At 67.7% G+C, this 14,907-nt stretch carries 12 protein-coding genes; 4 read left to right on the top strand and 8 right to left on the bottom strand.

Annotation, left to right across the window (positions count from 1 at the left end):
- Nucleotide 1: 1 nt before the first annotated feature.
- Together C0481_RS14870 and C0481_RS14865 are read left to right on the top strand one after the other, a co-directional pair.
- Nucleotides 2–1,882 carry an acetyl/propionyl/methylcrotonyl-CoA carboxylase subunit alpha gene (locus C0481_RS14870; protein ID WP_293405151.1) on the top strand — a complete coding sequence of 627 codons (1,881 nt, stop codon included), beginning with the start codon at nucleotides 2–4 and terminating at the stop codon, nucleotides 1,880–1,882.
- Nucleotides 1,883–1,923: 41 nt separating this feature from the next.
- Nucleotides 1,924–2,724, top strand: coding sequence for an aminoglycoside 3'-phosphotransferase (locus C0481_RS14865; RefSeq protein WP_293405149.1), 801 nt, complete (start codon nucleotides 1,924–1,926; stop codon nucleotides 2,722–2,724).
- Here C0481_RS14865 and C0481_RS14860 read toward each other — a convergent pair.
- Nucleotides 2,697–3,482: a hypothetical protein gene (locus C0481_RS14860; RefSeq protein ID WP_293405147.1), complete on the bottom strand. Its 786-nt coding sequence runs from the start codon at nucleotides 3,480–3,482 to the stop codon at nucleotides 2,697–2,699. The two genes, C0481_RS14865 and C0481_RS14860, sit on opposite strands and share 28 nt — an antisense overlap.
- Nucleotides 3,483–4,463: 981 nt before the next feature.
- Here C0481_RS14860 and C0481_RS14855 point away from each other — a divergent pair.
- A complete protein-coding gene (locus tag C0481_RS14855; RefSeq protein ID WP_293405145.1) occupies nucleotides 4,464–4,952 on the top strand; it encodes a hypothetical protein in 489 nt (162 codons plus the stop codon).
- A gap of 64 nt (nucleotides 4,953–5,016) precedes the next feature.
- Here C0481_RS14855 and C0481_RS14850 read toward each other — a convergent pair whose 3' ends face one another.
- The 6 genes from C0481_RS14850 to C0481_RS14825 all read right to left on the bottom strand — a co-directional run bounded on the left by C0481_RS14850 (nucleotide 5,017) and on the right by C0481_RS14825 (nucleotide 10,992).
- On the bottom strand, nucleotides 5,017–5,838 hold the full coding sequence (locus C0481_RS14850; protein ID WP_293405143.1) for a PhnD/SsuA/transferrin family substrate-binding protein: 822 nt from the start codon (nucleotides 5,836–5,838) through the stop codon (nucleotides 5,017–5,019).
- Between the two features lie 19 nt (nucleotides 5,839–5,857).
- Nucleotides 5,858–6,970: an S-(hydroxymethyl)glutathione dehydrogenase/class III alcohol dehydrogenase gene (locus tag C0481_RS14845; protein WP_293405141.1), complete on the bottom strand. Its 1,113-nt coding sequence runs from the start codon at nucleotides 6,968–6,970 to the stop codon at nucleotides 5,858–5,860.
- Nucleotides 6,971–7,039: 69 nt separating this feature from the next.
- On the bottom strand, nucleotides 7,040–8,239 hold the full coding sequence (locus C0481_RS14840) for a DSD1 family PLP-dependent enzyme (RefSeq protein ID WP_293405139.1): 1,200 nt from the start codon (nucleotides 8,237–8,239) through the stop codon (nucleotides 7,040–7,042).
- Entirely contained in the window at nucleotides 8,236–8,751 is a 516-nt protein-coding gene (locus tag C0481_RS14835) for a Rid family hydrolase (RefSeq protein ID WP_293405137.1), read from the bottom strand. Before C0481_RS14835 ends, C0481_RS14840 begins: the two co-directional genes overlap by 4 nt.
- 101 nt (nucleotides 8,752–8,852) lie before the next feature.
- The gene (locus tag C0481_RS14830) at nucleotides 8,853–9,344 is read right to left on the bottom strand and encodes a RidA family protein (RefSeq protein WP_293405134.1); all 492 of its coding nucleotides are present in this window, start codon (nucleotides 9,342–9,344) and stop codon (nucleotides 8,853–8,855) included.
- A gap of 55 nt (nucleotides 9,345–9,399) precedes the next feature.
- Entirely contained in the window at nucleotides 9,400–10,992 is a 1,593-nt protein-coding gene (locus tag C0481_RS14825; protein ID WP_293405131.1) for a flavin monoamine oxidase family protein, read from the bottom strand.
- A 645-nt stretch (nucleotides 10,993–11,637) separates the two neighbouring features.
- Between C0481_RS14825 and C0481_RS14820 the strand changes: the two genes are divergently transcribed.
- Nucleotides 11,638–14,295 (top strand): TonB-dependent receptor, encoded by a 2,658-nt coding sequence (locus C0481_RS14820; protein WP_293405129.1) that lies wholly within the window; start codon nucleotides 11,638–11,640, stop codon nucleotides 14,293–14,295.
- 74 nt (nucleotides 14,296–14,369) lie between these two features.
- Here C0481_RS14820 and C0481_RS14815 read toward each other — a convergent pair whose 3' ends face one another.
- On the bottom strand, nucleotides 14,370–14,906 hold the full coding sequence (locus C0481_RS14815) for a GNAT family N-acetyltransferase (protein ID WP_293405127.1): 537 nt from the start codon (nucleotides 14,904–14,906) through the stop codon (nucleotides 14,370–14,372).
- Between the last annotated feature and the right edge of the window lies 1 nt (nucleotide 14,907).

Genomic DNA, 14,907 nt, shown 5'->3' with positions numbered 1-14,907 from the left:
CATGATCACCAGCATTCTGGTCGCCAATCGCGGCGAAATCGCCTGCCGCGTCTTCCGCACCGCCCAAGCCATGGGCCTGGCCACCGTCGCCGTCTACTCCGAGGCCGACGCCGACGCCCCGCACGTGCGCATGGCCGACCAGGCCGTGCTGATCGGCCCGGCGCCCGCGCGCGAAAGCTACCTCGTCGGTGAGAAAATCATCGACGCGGCCCTGGCCACCGGCGCTGACGCCATCCACCCGGGCTACGGCTTCCTCTCCGAGAACGCCGAGTTCGCCGAGGCCGTGGCCGCCGCCGGCCTGACCTGGATCGGACCGCCGCCCGCCGCGATCCGCGCCATGGGCCTGAAGGACGCCGCCAAGTCGCTGATGGCCAACGCCGGCGTGCCGGTGACGCCCGGCTATCTCGGTGAGGACCAGAGCCCCGCGCGGCTCCAGGCCGAGGCCGACAAGATCGGCTATCCCGTGCTGATCAAGGCCGTCGCCGGCGGCGGCGGCAAGGGCATGCGCAAGGTCGACGACGCGGCCGCCTTCGCCGCGGCCCTGACCTCCTGCCAGCGCGAGGCCGCCGCCTCGTTCGGCGACGACCGGGTGCTGCTGGAGACCTACGTCACCCGTCCGCGCCACATCGAGGTGCAGGTGTTCGGCGACAGCCTCGGCCAGGTCGTCCACCTCTACGAACGCGACTGCTCGCTGCAGCGCCGCCACCAGAAGGTCATCGAAGAAGCGCCCGCGCCGGGCATGAGCGAGGCCGCCCGCGCCGCGGTGACCCAGGCCGCCGTCCGCGCCGCCCAGGCCGTCGGCTATGTCGGCGCCGGCACCGTCGAGTTTATCGCCGACGCCAGCGCCGGCCTGCAGCCCGACCGCATCTGGTTCATGGAAATGAACACCCGCCTGCAGGTCGAGCATCCGGTCACCGAGGCGGTCACCGGCGTCGACCTAGTCGAGTGGCAGATCCGCGTCGCCGCCGGCGAGCCGCTGCCCCTGGCCCAGGACGACATCGAGCTGACCGGCCACGCCATGGAGGCCCGCCTCTACGCCGAGAACCCGGCCGGCGGCTTCCTGCCCTCGATCGGCTCGCTGGAGCACTTCAAGCTGCCCGAGGACCTGGTCCGCGTGGACACCGGCGTGGAGGAGGGCGGCGAGGTCTCGCCCTTCTACGACCCGATGATCGCCAAGTTGATCGCCCACGCCGCGACCCGCGAGGGCGCCAGCGACCTGCTGGCGGAGGCCTGCAGCGAGGTCGAGGTCTGGCCGGTCAAGACCAACGCTGGCTTCCTGGCCCGCTGCCTCGACCACCCCGATTTCATCGAGGGCGACGTCGACACCGGCTTCATCGAGGCGCGGATCGAGGCGCTGGCCGCCCAGCCGGCGCCGTCGGAGCATGCGCTCGCCTCGGCCGCCATGGCTGTCACCCTGGACGAAGCGGACGCCCCCGCCGATCCCTGGGACGGCCTGACCGGGTTCCGGCTCAACGCCCCGCCGGCCGCCGCGATGCGGCTCTATCTCGGCGACCAGGGTTTCGATGCGCCGCTCTCCAGCGACGATCTGCCGGGCGACGTGCTGCTGACCGACGACGGCGAGATCGTGGTCTTCGACGCCGGCGAGACCTTCGTCCTCACCCTGCGCCCACCGGTCAAGGACGCGGCCCACGGCGGCGGCGGCGATGGGGCGATCGCCTCGCCGATGCCGGGCAAGGTGGTGGCCGTCGCCGTTTCGGTCGGCGACAAGGTCGTACGCGGCCAGGCCCTCCTGACCCTCGAAGCCATGAAGATGGAGCACGCGCTTAGCGCGCCCTTCGACGGGCAGGTCGAATCCCTGTCGGTTTCTGTGGGCGATCAGGTCAGCGAGGGGGTGACATTGGCCAGGCTCATCCCCACCTAGGTCCACTGAACCTAGACTTTGGCGTGCGAGGAGAGGCGGCCATGAACGAGGTCGCTTCCGCCGACGAGTATGTGCTCTGCATGCTGGAGGCCGCGAACCTGCCGCGCGGCTGCGCTCCGGTCGAGATCGTCGGCCACGGGCAGTCGGGCGACCTGATCGCCACGGTCGGTCCCTGCGTCGTCAAGTTCGCCCCCGGCGACCATCCCGGCAGCGCCGAGGCCCTGGCCCGCGAGGGCGAGGTCGTGCGCTGGCTGGCCGGTCGCGTGCGCGTCGCCGCCACCGTGTGGAGCGGCGCCTTCGAGGGCGGCTACTGCCTGATCAGCGAACGCCTGCACGGCCAGGCGGTCTCGCACGTCGCCCCGCACGACGCCGCCGACGCCCTGGCCGCCACCGTCGACCTGCTGGCCCGGCTGCACGCCCTCGACCCGGCAGATTGTCCCTTCGACATGAGTCTTGCCGCCAAGTTAGCCCTTGCCGAGCGCCGCGTCGCCGCCGGCCTGGTCGACGAGGAGGACTTCGACGCCGAGCGCCTCGGCTGGACCGCCGTCCAGGCCCTCGACGCCGCCCGCGCCACGCGCCCGACGGCCGAGCGCCTAGTCCTCACCCACGGCGACGCCAGCCTGCCGAACTTCATCTGGAGCCCCGGCCGCCCGGTCGGCATGGTCGACCTTGGCCGCTTCGGCCTGGCCGACCGCTACCAGGACCTCGCCCTCTTCCTGCGCTCGGCGAAGTTCAACCACCCCCACCTCGACGCCGCCGCCATCCTGCGCGACCGCTACCCGCTAGACGCCGTCGATGAAGCCGCCTGCGCCTTCTACCGGCTGATGGACGAGTTCTTCTGAGGGGCGGAAGCGAGCGCTGCGCAATGCGCGGCTGTCAGCTCAAGCGACACGGGATCGCCGCCCGCCGCCAGTTTGTATCGATACCGAACGACGCCGCCGTCTTGCACGATCCCCCGCGTATTGGCGTGTGCGCAAGCTTCCGCTGGCTTCTCGTCGGCGAGGTAGGCGGTGAACGCCTCCCGCGTGAAAGCGGGCGTTGTGATTTCATAGTCGTAGGTGAGTGTCTGCTGGTCGCCCCGGACGCCGGTCAGGATCGTGATGTCGTCTAACTTCGTGGCGACCAGTGGCGTCGCCATGGCGATTTCCCGCTCGATCCTCGCCTCGACGGTTGGGGCTGAGGGGGCGTCGACATCGGCGGCCAGTGTCGCGGCGAAGTTCGAATAGAGCAGGCCGGCGGTCAGAAGCGTGAGCGCCGTCAATTCAATCGCCTTACGTCCCTTCGACGCATATGCGATTGCACCTTCATTGGGCCGCCTGGCTTCGACGTACAGATGACGCACGAAGTACGCGACGCCGCCGTAGAACACGACCAGGAAGACGATGCCGTAGAGCCCGAACAGCGGGCCATCGTCCGTCATCAGGCGGATCGCGCGACTGATCAGGCCGTCACGTTCTGGCTGCTCCAGACTTCCATAGCTGGCGAAAAGGTAAGTGGCGGCGGCCTGCCACAGCCACATCGCGCCCACCCACCGCCAGTAACTTGCGTAGCGGTACTTCGCCACGCCGAGCACGGCAGGAATGAAAACCAAAAGCCACATGAACGGTCCCTCCCTGTCCCGTTGTCGCGCACATCTTTGTTCTTATTTTGTTCTTGTCAAGTATGCGCCCATAGGTTACATATATCGATGTTGCGCGAAATCGGTCCCGCGCATTTTCCTGATCTAAGAGGTTTGGATGGCGACGCGGTTCGACCCCGCGGCGGCGTTGGACGCTGCCAGCAATTTCGTGAGTAGAAGCGTGGCGAAGCGCAGGAGCAAGTTGCGACGCTCAAGCGTGATCTAGAAAGTACGGGCCGGCGGCTCTCAGCCCAGAGCGCCGCCACTCTGTTAAAGGTCGCGCAGAATCCCAACACGCCGCCGGCGATCGCTCGGCAAGCGATGCGCGTGGTCGCGCAGGTGGTTCCAAAGAAGGCGCCCGCACCGAAGAAAGCTCCGCCGGCGAAGGCTGCGCCCTCGCAATCTGGTGGTAGTCGTGCTCAGCCTACCGCCGAGACGGCGTTCGCGGCGTTGAAGGCCGCGCAGAGTACGATTTTCCTGGGGCAGGATGACAAACTGATTGCTGGTGCGCAGACCCTCCTAGGTGCGGGTGGGGAAGGCGGCGTCGTTGAGCGATATGCGCGAAACCTCGCGCGGCAGGCTGCGTTTTCTCGGACGGTGGCGGAGGCGCGCCCAGTCGCTAGCTCACTTGGCGGTGCCGTGGGCCTTTTGCCCGCCCTGGCAACTGCAGCGCCCGCTGCAGTTGCCAGGGCCGTTGCGCCGCGATTTCTTTACTCGCTTCGTGGTGGGCGGGAGCTAGGTGAGATCTCTCGCATTCAGAACACGCCGCGAGAGCTCATCTCACTCATAGGGGGAAGCGGCGTCACAAGCGTTGGCGCTCAGGCCTTGGCAGATGGTCAGGGTGGTCAGCGGTCATCTCCTGCAGACCTTGCTGGCGCTCTGGTCGGGGGAACTGTTGCAGGGCCCTTGACGAAGGTAGCGGGAGCTACCGCGGGAGCGGCTGTCGAAGGGTTAGTTACCTCCATGGCCCAGGACGCCTTTGCAGGGCGACCAGTGTCGTTGCTTGACGGAATGAAAACTGCGTCCGCTGGTGCGCGTCTCGGCAGTTTGGGAGAACGTGCCGGTACTCGGTACATCAAGAGACTACCGCCTCATCCGAAAGGAAGGGCCGGTGAGGCCCTCTCGATTGCGAAACGCATCGCGGATTGGGACCAGCCAAACTTCACCCACAAAACCTTGAAGCTCTCTCGCGGCTACACTTTTCTTGATCCGGCCTCTAGTCGCCGCCTGCTTGTGGAAACCAAAACGGGAGAAAGGCCCAGCATTAGCGCAGGCCAACTGCGGGCCCGACGCGAGTTTCCGGATCGATATCAGATCGATTGGTGGCACGAGAACGACTTCGGCAAGCTCTTTGGCCATCTGACAGGCGTCGCGGGCGCACATCTCAATGATCAGAACGGAAATCGGAACGCAGACTCGGCGCTCACTGGCGGTCGATCCGGAGCCCTCTAACGCCACCATGCCGCCAGCCAGCGTACAGAACGTCGAAACTCAGCGGATGTAGCAGCGAAGTCGGCTATTGGTTTGGCAAATCAAATCGCTGGTAGAGCGCGCTATCGTAGCTCCTAAACCGTACAGCCCCCTCGGTCTCCGACCAGCCCTTCGCCAGCTCAGCCGCCGCAGCGCCATCCCCCTGCAACACAGCCCCAATCTCGTCGCACGGCGTCGTCGCGGCGCGGACGCAGACCACCGGGCCGGCGGGCAGGGGGGCTGAGCGCCAGAGTTCCACCAGGCCGGCGGCGGCCTGCGGGTTTTCGGCTTTCAGCTTGCGCCAGGGTTCCTCGGCGAAGGCGGCGAGGTCGGCGGTTCCAGCCTGCAGCGCGGCTAGCGCCGCCTCGTGAGTTCCGGCCTGCCGGACTTCCTTGAAGCGGCCCGGCGTCAGGCCTGCCTGCCGCAGCGCTGCGGCCTGGACCAGGGCTCCGGAGGTCGAGCCGGGCAGCACCTCGGCATAGCGCAGGCGCGCGGCCGTTCCTGGCAGGTCGCTCATCGCCGCGACCCCGGCGCCGCGCCGCGCGACCAGCACGCCGCGATAGCGCTCGGCGGTCGCGGCCGGCACGTCCAGCACCGCCACCGCCTGCACCTTTGGATCGAGCCGCACCGCCAGATAGGCGGCGAGGTTGGTCATGGCGATGTCGACCTCGCCGGCGGCGATCGCGGCGGCCAGGGCGTCCGGAGTCTCCAGCAGGACCATCTGCGTTTCGCGCCCCAGCGCCGCGCCCAGCTGCTCGGCCATCGGCTTTAGCGCCGCGGCGCGGTCGTATTTCGGATAGGCGTAGGTCGCCACCTTCAGCGGCGGCGGGGCGGCGGCCAGTTGGGCGGCGAGCAGGAGTGCGATCATGCCCGCCGCGCCAGCGTTCCTAGAACACCACGACCGAGCGGATGCTCTCGCCCGCATGCATCAGGTCGAAGGCCTTGTTGATGTCTTCGAGCGGCATGACGTGGGTGATCATCGGGTCGATCTGGATCTTCCCGTCCATGTACCAGTCGACGATCTTCGGCACGTCGGTGCGCCCGCGGGCGCCGCCGAAGGCCGAGCCCTTCCAGACCCGGCCGGTGACCAGCTGGAACGGACGGGTGGCGATCTCCTTGCCGGCCTCGGCCACGCCGATGATCACGCTCTCGCCCCAGCCGCGATGGCAGGCTTCCAGCGCCTGACGCATGACGTTGGTGTTGCCGGTGCAGTCGAAGGTGTAGTCCGCGCCGCCGTCGGTCAGGGCGACCAGATGCTGGACGATGTCGGCGCCGCCGATGTCGTTGGGATTGACGAAGTGGGTCATGCCGAACTTGCGGCCCCATTCCTCACGGTCGGGGTTGATGTCGACGCCGACGATCATGTCGGCGCCCACCATCTTCAGGCCCTGGATCACGTTGAGGCCGATGCCGCCGAGGCCGAAGACGATGCAGTTCGAACCCGGCTCGACGCCGGCCGTATTGACCACCGCGCCGACCCCGGTGGTGACGCCGCAACCGATGTAGCAGGCCTTGTCGAACGGCGCGTCGGGCCGGATCTTGGCCACCGCGATCTCGGGCAGCACGGTGTAGTTCGAGAAGGTCGAGCAGCCCATGTAGTGGGCGATCGCCTGGCCTTTGTAGGAGAAGCGGCTGGTGCCGTCCGGCATCTGGCCTTTGCCCTGCGTGCCGCGGATCGCGGTGCAGAGGTTGGTCTTGCGGCTCAGGCAGCTTTTGCACTGGCGGCATTCGGGCGTGTAGAGCGGGATCACGTGGTCGCCGGGCTTCACGCTGGTGACGCCGGGGCCGACCTCGACCACCACGCCAGCGCCCTCGTGGCCCAGGATCGACGGGAAGATGCCCTCGGAGTCCAGCCCGTCCAGGGTGTAGGCGTCGGTGTGGCAGATGCCGGTGGCCTTGATCTCGACCAGCACCTCGAACGCCTTGGGACCTTCCAGGTCGACCTCGACGATTTCCAGCGGCTTCTTGGCTTCGAAGGCGACGGCGGCGCGGGTCTTCATGGCGTCCTCATGGGCGGCGGGGGGTGTCGCCCCCCACTACGACGCGGCTTCCCGAAGGGAAAGCCACGATCAGCGTGAACTGCGCCGCGCGTCCACCGGCCAGGTTTCCGACGACCCGTCCTCATCCACGACGATCAGCGCGTCATAGAGGTTGATGGTCGGGTCGATGTGTCCGGGCTGCAGCCAGACCACGTCGCCGACCTTTGGCGCATCGGCCGGCCAGGCGATCGACGCGTCCTCGTCGACGGCGGTGATTCCGCCGGCGAAGTCGGCCCCGGCCGCCTTGACTGCCCCCATCATCGCCGGATGGAACAGAGCCGCGTGCTCGTCGCCCATCGGCCGCCAGCGGGTTCCCTGCGCCGCTCCAGCTACGACGCGGGCCGGCGGGCCGTCGACCGAGTGCGCCTTCAAGCCTGAGTCGCAGACCACGTGGGTCTTGTGGCGGGCCGAGACCACGCTGGTGGCGATGAACAGCGCTTGGGCGAACGGCCAGGCCTGGCCGTCGATGGCGCCGCAATCCTCGTACTCGACGTCCATGAACACGTAGGAGCCGGCCTGGATCTCGTTGAACACGCCGCTGGCCAGGTCCTCGACATAGGTGCCGGTGCCGCCGCCGGTGACCAACTCGGGCTTCAGCCCAGCTTCGGTCAACTCGCCGACCAGCGCGCCCAGCCGCTGGCGCGTCACCTGGCAGGCGCCGCGCCGCGCCTCCAGGTCGGCCAGGTGCTGCAGGTGGCCGAGATAGGCCTGGATCCCGCGATAGCGCAGGCCCGGCGTCTGGCTGGCCAGGCGGGCGAGGGCGGCGACCTGCTCGGGCGGCACGCCGGTGCGGTGGGTGCCCAGGTCGATGTCGACCACCAGGCCGACGGTGGTTCCGGCGCCTTGCGCCGCCGCGCCCAGCCGCGCGATCTGCTCGGCGTCGTCGGCGACGACCGCGATGTTGACGCCAGACTTGGCGATGGCGGCGATCTTCTCCGCGCCCCAGGGGGCCGGCGGCGAGGTGATCAGCAGGTCGCTGACGCCGGCGGCGGCATAGGCCTGCGCCTCGCCGACCGTCTGGCAGCAAAGCCCGACCGCGCCCAGCTCGACCTGCCGGCGGCCCAGCGTCGTGCATTTGTGCATCTTGCCGTGGGCCCGCAGCGCGACGCCGGCGGCGCTGCATGCGGATTGCATCGTCGCCAGGTTCGCCTCGAGGGCGGAGCGGCGCACGACCAGGGCCGGCGTCACGGGAGGTTGGAACGAGAGCAGGGGGCCCAGGGTGTCGGTCACGGTTTCCTCGCCGGCGAATGGACGATGAGCTGGACTTCTACGAGTCCGGTCTCACCGAGGAGCCCGGTCGTACCAACCGCGGTCCAGGCTGGATAGGGCGCCTTCAAGTATTCGCCGACCACCTGCTCGAAGGCGGCGAACTGCTGGTCCTTGGTCCCGGCGAAGTTGGGCCCGTCCCAGACGTGGAACGAGTTGATCATCGCCACGTCGGCGAAGGTCGCGCCCGAGGCGGTCAAGGTCTTCTTTAGCTGCTCGAAGCCGCGCCGCGCCTGGGCCTTGAAGGCGGCGGCGTCATTGCCTTCGCCGGGCGCGCGGAACACCACTACGCCGGAGACATAGAGCGTGTCGCCGGCCCGCCGGGCGGCGGCGTAGCGCCACTCGTCATGCGCCTTCTTGGCGCCGGCGCTGGGCAGGATCACCTCGCCGCCGGGCGAGGGAAGGCGAAGCGGAAACTCCTGGGCCGAGGCCGAGCCGGCGGTCAGCAGGAGGAAGGCGAGGATCAGGGCGCGCATGGGGCTCTCGTCTGGATTTCTGGAGCTTCCGACGAGCGCCCCGATCGCGCCAGGGGCAAAGCGTTGGTCGACCAGAGCTCTCCTCTGGCCGACCAACAGCGCTACTTCTTCGGTTTGGCGGCCTGGACCTCGATCTCGACCATCATGCCCGGCGCCACCAGCGCGGCCACCTGGCTGGTGATGCGGGCCGGCCGGTTGGGCTGGGCCTCGGTGGCGTAGAACTGCTTGTAGCCCTCCATCATGCCGGCGAAGTCCATCTTGCCGTCCTTGGCCGGATCGCCGACCAGCAGCACCCGCATCATGAACACGTCGGCGTGGGTCAGGCCCTCGGCCTTGAGGATGTCCTCGATGCGCTTCAGGACGCCGATGGTCTGGGTCTTGGTGTCGCCGAACTGCGGCGGCGTGCCGGCCGGGGCGCCGGGGTTCAGCACCGGCGGGGTGATGCCGCTGACGTACATGATGTCGGTGCCGGCCGGCACGACCGCCGCCTGCAGGATCGGCGAGGTCGGCGCGCCGATCCGCTTGACCTGGGCGGCGGCGGGCGTCGCGGCGACCAGCGCCAGCAGGGCCGCCGGCAGGATGAACTTTCGCATGAATTTCAATTCCTATGACTGAACTTGGCTATTGGGCAGGCAATATCGGTGCGGATCAAGCCGCCGCGCGCGATTCCACCAGCGCCCGCTCCTTCACCTGTTCGTTGAGGGCCGCGATCGTGCGTTGCGCCGAATAGACCGCGCCTTCCTGCCAACCGGGCGTCTGGCTGAGGTGGGCGCCCGAGAAATGCACACGCCCGTGCGGCTGGTTCAGCAGCCGATACTCGGCCGAATCGAAGTGACCCTCCTGCACGCCGCCGCGTTCGCCCCAGCGCGGCCAGGGCCCCATGTTGAAGGGGATCTTGCTCCAGTTGACGACCACCGGGTTGGTCAGCTCGGCCTCATGGCCGGGGTGCAGCTTGCCGACCACGCTGCGGGCCATGGCGATCTGCTCGGCGAGCGGGCGCTTGGCGAAGCCCTCGGCGCGTCCGCCGGACCCGTAGCAGGCCAGCAGCATGCCGCGCTCGGTGTGCAGGCCGTTGGAGGGATACCAGATCAGGCTGGTCTCGCCGCCGACGAACGAGATGCCGCCGTAGATCTGCTCCTTCTCCCAGAACCGCGGCGCGTCGAAGCCGATCTTGTTGGAGAAGTCGTTGGGCACCGAGGCGATAGCCGCCTGCACATCCTTGCCGAAGTTGTTGTCGATCTTGGCCAGCAGGGCCAGGGGCAGGGTGATGATCGTATAGTCGCCCTCGACCGCCTGGGTCTTGCCGCTGACGCGGTCGCGGTAGGTGACCTTCACGCCCTTGCCGTCGGCGCGGATCTGCGTGACCTCGGCGTTCTTGATCACCGGGCTGCGGATCGCGCGTTCGAAACCGGCGATGATCTGGTCCATGCCGCCGACCGGCTGGAACATCGTCGCCTGCATGTTGATATTGTCCTCGAACAGGGTCGCCCCGATCTGAGGATGGTTGATCAGGTCGCGGAACGCGGCCGGATCGCGCGCCTTGGCGAACTGGTTGGCCGCGCCCGGCGCCTGCAGCAGTCCCGAGCGTTCGGTGCCCTTGAACGCCATGTCCTCGCCGAGGTCGCCATAGGCCTTCAGGAACGGCAGCAGCTTCTCCTTGTCCTCGAGGCTGAGGTCCTGGTCGAGCGCGCCCTTGTTCACCGCCTTGGCCAGCAGCTCGGAGATATAGCCGCGGGTGTCGTTGACCCCCTGGCGCATCTGCAGCTTCTGGCCGCCGTCGGCCCAGAGGTATGCGCTGCGGCTGGAATTGATCTCCACCTCCAGCGGCACGCCCAGCTTGCTGCAATAGGACAGCAGGCCCTGGTGATGGCTGGGGATCCGCGCCGGACCCGCGTTCATGTAGAGGCCGTCTGAGAAGCGCACGGTCTGCGTTTCCTCGCCGACCATTTCCACCTTCGAGCCGTTGCGGAGCGTCCAATTGCGCCCGCCGAGCCGGTCGCGCGCCTCCAGCAGCGTCACCGTGTAGCCGGCCCGCTCCAGTTCATAAGCCGCCACCAGGCCGGCGACGCCGCCGCCCAGGATGACCACCCGCTTGCCGCGCCCGGCGTCCGCGGCCATCGCCGGCGTCGCCGCCGACGCCACCGCGCCCATCAATCCCAAGGTCCGCATCGCCGAGTAGGTCGCGCCGTATCCCCCGGTCGCGCCCAAACGGTGCAGAAATAACCGCCGACTGATCCCCATCTCTCGAGTTCCCCGATCAACCACCAAGGCGTTCATGACCGGCCCGCTCTCGCGTCGGTTCAAGCACGGGGCGGGTGCTTGGGGCGGTCCATGATCGGGGTGATCAATCGCGCGGCGCCGCCGGCTCGAATATTCCGCATCCGGAACACTGTCCGAATCCGAGCGAATGTCGATCTCGCAGGTATTGATTAAAAGCGGATCCCTGATGTCCGAATGCCGGGCAGCGGTCTGAGCATCGGGTGCTTTATCGAGCCGGGCCGATTGACAGTCTAAACCTGTCGCGGGGAGCCTTCGGGTGTCGCAGCGGCGTGGGGAGCCGCCTGAGGCCAGTAACCGCAAGACAATAAGCAAGAGCGCGTTCGAGGAAACAACCAGGAACCGGGCATCTCACCTTCGCGGAGAGTGTCTGAGATGTGCCTGCGTACCTATTGCGTAAGTCGTGTCGAACCAGACCAGCCGAAGCGCTTCGCCTCGGCGTCCGCGACTCATCCTTGCGAATTTCCGGCGCCGCGCGGCGAACCCGCCGTCTGCGTGCGCCCGACCAATCCAAGTCCCTGAACTCCGAACCCGGCGACGGGGGCTTGTGACGAATGGCGGTCGATGTCGGCCGCCGGTGCTGTGGGGGCAATAATCATGACAACCAAAATGCGTATCGGACTGCTCGCGGGCGTCTCTCTCGCGACTCTGTTTTCCGCTGGGATGGCGTCGGCCCAGGTATCGTCCATCGACGAGGTGGTGGTCACCGGTTCGCGCGCCCTGCCGCGCACGGTGATGGAATCGCCGGTGCCGGTGGATTCGTTCAACGCCGCGGACATCGAGGCGATCTCGCATTCCGACACCCAGGACCTGCTCAAGACCCTGGTGCCGTCCTACACCATCACCCGCCAGCCGATCTCCGACGGCGCCACCTTCATCCGCCCGGCCGCCCTGCGCGGCCTGTCATCGGACAAGACCCTGCTGCTGGTGAATTCCAAGCGTCGCCACCGCGCCGCGCTGGTCACCACCGGCGGCGACGGCAGCCAGTCGGCGGACGCCGCCCAGATTCCGTCGGCGGCCCTGAAGTCGGTCGAAGTCCTGCGCGACGGGGCCGGCGCGCAGTACGGCTCCGACGCCATCGCCGGCGTCATCAACTTCATCCTGAAGGACAATTCCGAGGGCGGGCTGCTCAGCATCCAGGCCGGCCAGTACTACGAGAAGGACGGCGAAGGCATCGTCATCGGCGGCAACAAGGGCTTCGCGATCGGCGACTCCGGCTTCGTCAGCGTCTCGTTCGAGTGGACGACCGACCAGCCGACCAGCCGCGGCAAGCAATACTGCAACCGCAACATTCCCAATCAGTCGGCGGGTTTCTGCTCGGAGTTGTTCCCGACCGAGACCACCGCGCCCGGGTCTCCCTTCAGCGCCGCCTACGCCCAGTCGGTTGGCTACGGCCCCGGCCGCATCCCGGACGTCTGGCAGAAGTGGGGTCAGCCGGAGTCCGAGGCCCTGCGGGTCTTCGTCAACGCCGGCTATGAGTTCTCCGACAACCTCGAGTTCTACGTCTTCGGCAACTACGGCCAGAGCCACGCCAAGGAAGATTTCAACTACCGCCCGCCGATCGACATCGGCGCGACCACCAACCAGGCCGACGACTACGTCTACACCCGCAGCGGCGGCCTATTCCGCGCCAACCAGATCTTCCCGCGCGGCTTCACGCCCCAGTTCTTCGGCGACGTCTACGACACCAGCGTCGCGGGCGGTTTCCGCGGCGAGGTGCTCAATGGTCTCGGCTACGACCTGTCGGCCCGCTACGGCCGTAACGAGCTGGCCTACGACCTGACCGAGACGGTGAACTTCTCGCTGGGTGAGGCCAGCCCGACCGAGTTCCACGTCGGTTCGCTGGTCTCCGACGAGTGGTCGCTCAACGCCGACTTCACCTACGAGATCGCCACCGGCTTCACCGAGAACCCGCTGGCCGTCGCCTTTGGGGCGGAATACCGCAAGGAGGGCTACGAGATCCTGACCGGCGACGTGCCGTCCTACACCGCCGGCCCCTACTCGACCCAGGACCCGTACGACTTCTGCACCAACGAAGCCGTCGTCGCCCAGCGGACCCTGCGCCCGACCGCGCCGCAGAACGCCGGCATCACCTGCAACACCTCGACCATCGTGCTGAACGGGCGGACCATCACCAACCCGGTCTATGCGGTGCTGGGCGTCGGCTCGAACGGCGCGCCCGGCTTCCCGCCGCTCTATTCGGGCCGTCTGACGCGTGACTCCTACGCCGCCTACGCCGAAGCCAGCCTCGACGTGACCGACCGCCTGTTCCTGCAGGGCTCGCTGCGCGCGGAGGACTTCTCCGATTTCGGTTCGACCGTCGACTACAAGGTCGCCGGCCGCTTCGAGATCGTCGACGGCATCGCCGTCCGCGGTTCGGTCGGCACCGGCTTCCGCGCGCCGACCACCGGTCAGACCTTCACCACCTACACGTCGACCGTGGTCAATAACGGGGTGCCGGTCGCCCAGGGCCTGTTCCCGGCGACCAACCCGGTCGCCCAGTATCTGGGCGCCGCGCCGCTGGGTCCGGAAAAGTCGGAGAACTACTCGATCGGCCTGACCATGGAGCTGTTTGACGGCCTGAACATCACGCTCGACGCCTACCACATCAAGGTCGACGACATGTTCTACGCGATCACCCCGATCACGGTGACGCCGACCATCACCGCCGCCATGATCGCCGCCGGTATTCCTGGCGCCGACACCATCGGCCAGGTGAACTTCTTCCAGAACGCGTTCGACGCCAGCGTCACCGGCCTCGACGTGGTCGCCACGTACGCCCGCGCCTGGGAGAACGGCCAGAGCACCAACTTCTCGGCCTCGTTCAACATCAACAACCCGGTGGTCGAGGAGGTGAAGAAGTTCGTCGACGCCACCGGCACGACCCGCACCTTCTTCGATGGCGAGTACATCTACGACTTCAAGCACTCGACGCCGCACTGGCGCTCGGTGCTGACCGCGACCCATCACATGGGGGCGTTCTCGCTCATGGGCCGCGCGAACGTCTATGGGTCGTACAAGAACATGTACAGCGTCACGATCCCGACCGTTCAGACCTGGGATCCGGAGGTCCAGTTCGACGTCGAAGCCAACTGGGACGTCGATGAGACCTACACCCTGACGCTCGGCGTGCGGAACATCTTCGACAGCTATCCGACCCCGGACGAGACGGGCGAGCAGGGCACCAACGGCCGCATCTATCGCTCCGACTCGATCGTCGATTGGCAGGGCGGATTCTACTACGCCAAGATCCAGATGAAGTTCTGATCCCCGCGGGCGGCCCGGTAGGGGCCGCCCGTCTATTGGATTGAGGGGGCGGGCGGTCTTCGGACCGCCCGATCTCAGATCGCCTTGCCCATCCGCACCAGCGGCACCTTCACGCCGTTCGAGGTTTCCGCCTCGAACGGCTCGATGCGTTGGTAGCCGCAAGCCGCGTAGAGCGGCTCGCCGGCCATGGTCGCGGCCATCTCGCTGCGGCTGAACCCTTCGGCCTTCGCCTTGACCTCGCAGGTCGTCAGGATCAGCCGTCCGACGCCGCGCCGTACGAAACCGGGATCGGTGTACATCGCTCGCACCCGCGCCGGGTCCGTGGCCGGATCCACCAGCGCCGCGTCGCGTCCGGCCGAATGGTCGCCGCCGAACAGCGTGGCGCGCCGGCTCCAGCCGCCGCAGCCGGCGATCACGTCGCCGGCCTCGACCACGTAATAGGTGCCGTCCTCGATCAGCTGCGTGTCCAGGCCCATGACCTCCTGCGAGGCCGCCACCTGCTCGGGCGGCAGGAACGCCGGCAGCAGCTCCTTGATCGCCCGGTCCATGACGAGCTTGAGAGTAGGGATGTCCTCGCGCATGGCGGGGCGGATATGCAGGGTCTGGCTCATG

Origin of the sequence: Phenylobacterium sp., assembly GCF_013822795.1 — a bacterium.
In the GTDB taxonomy this organism is placed as follows: Bacteria; Pseudomonadota; Alphaproteobacteria; order Caulobacterales; family Caulobacteraceae; genus Phenylobacterium.
The sequence above is the reverse complement of the archived record's forward strand: the minus strand, read 5'-3'. Positions and strand labels throughout refer to the sequence as shown.

Coding starts and splice junctions, on each gene's coding strand:
- C0481_RS14815 (WP_293405127.1), bottom strand. CDS start 14,906: ATGAGCCAGACCCTGCATATCCGCCCCGCCATGCGCGAGGACATCCCT.
- C0481_RS14825 (WP_293405131.1), bottom strand. CDS start 10,992: ATGGGGATCAGTCGGCGGTTATTTCTGCACCGTTTGGGCGCGACCGGG.
- C0481_RS14855 (WP_293405145.1), top strand. CDS start 4,464: ATGGCCCAGGACGCCTTTGCAGGGCGACCAGTGTCGTTGCTTGACGGA.
- C0481_RS14870 (WP_293405151.1), top strand. CDS start 2: ATGATCACCAGCATTCTGGTCGCCAATCGCGGCGAAATCGCCTGCCGC.
- C0481_RS14860 (WP_293405147.1), bottom strand. CDS start 3,482: ATGTGGCTTTTGGTTTTCATTCCTGCCGTGCTCGGCGTGGCGAAGTAC.
- C0481_RS14820 (WP_293405129.1), top strand. CDS start 11,638: ATGCGTATCGGACTGCTCGCGGGCGTCTCTCTCGCGACTCTGTTTTCC.
- C0481_RS14835 (WP_293405137.1), bottom strand. CDS start 8,751: ATGCGCGCCCTGATCCTCGCCTTCCTCCTGCTGACCGCCGGCTCGGCC.
- C0481_RS14845 (WP_293405141.1), bottom strand. CDS start 6,970: ATGAAGACCCGCGCCGCCGTCGCCTTCGAAGCCAAGAAGCCGCTGGAA.
- C0481_RS14830 (WP_293405134.1), bottom strand. CDS start 9,344: ATGCGAAAGTTCATCCTGCCGGCGGCCCTGCTGGCGCTGGTCGCCGCG.
- C0481_RS14850 (WP_293405143.1), bottom strand. CDS start 5,838: ATGATCGCACTCCTGCTCGCCGCCCAACTGGCCGCCGCCCCGCCGCCG.
- C0481_RS14865 (WP_293405149.1), top strand. CDS start 1,924: ATGAACGAGGTCGCTTCCGCCGACGAGTATGTGCTCTGCATGCTGGAG.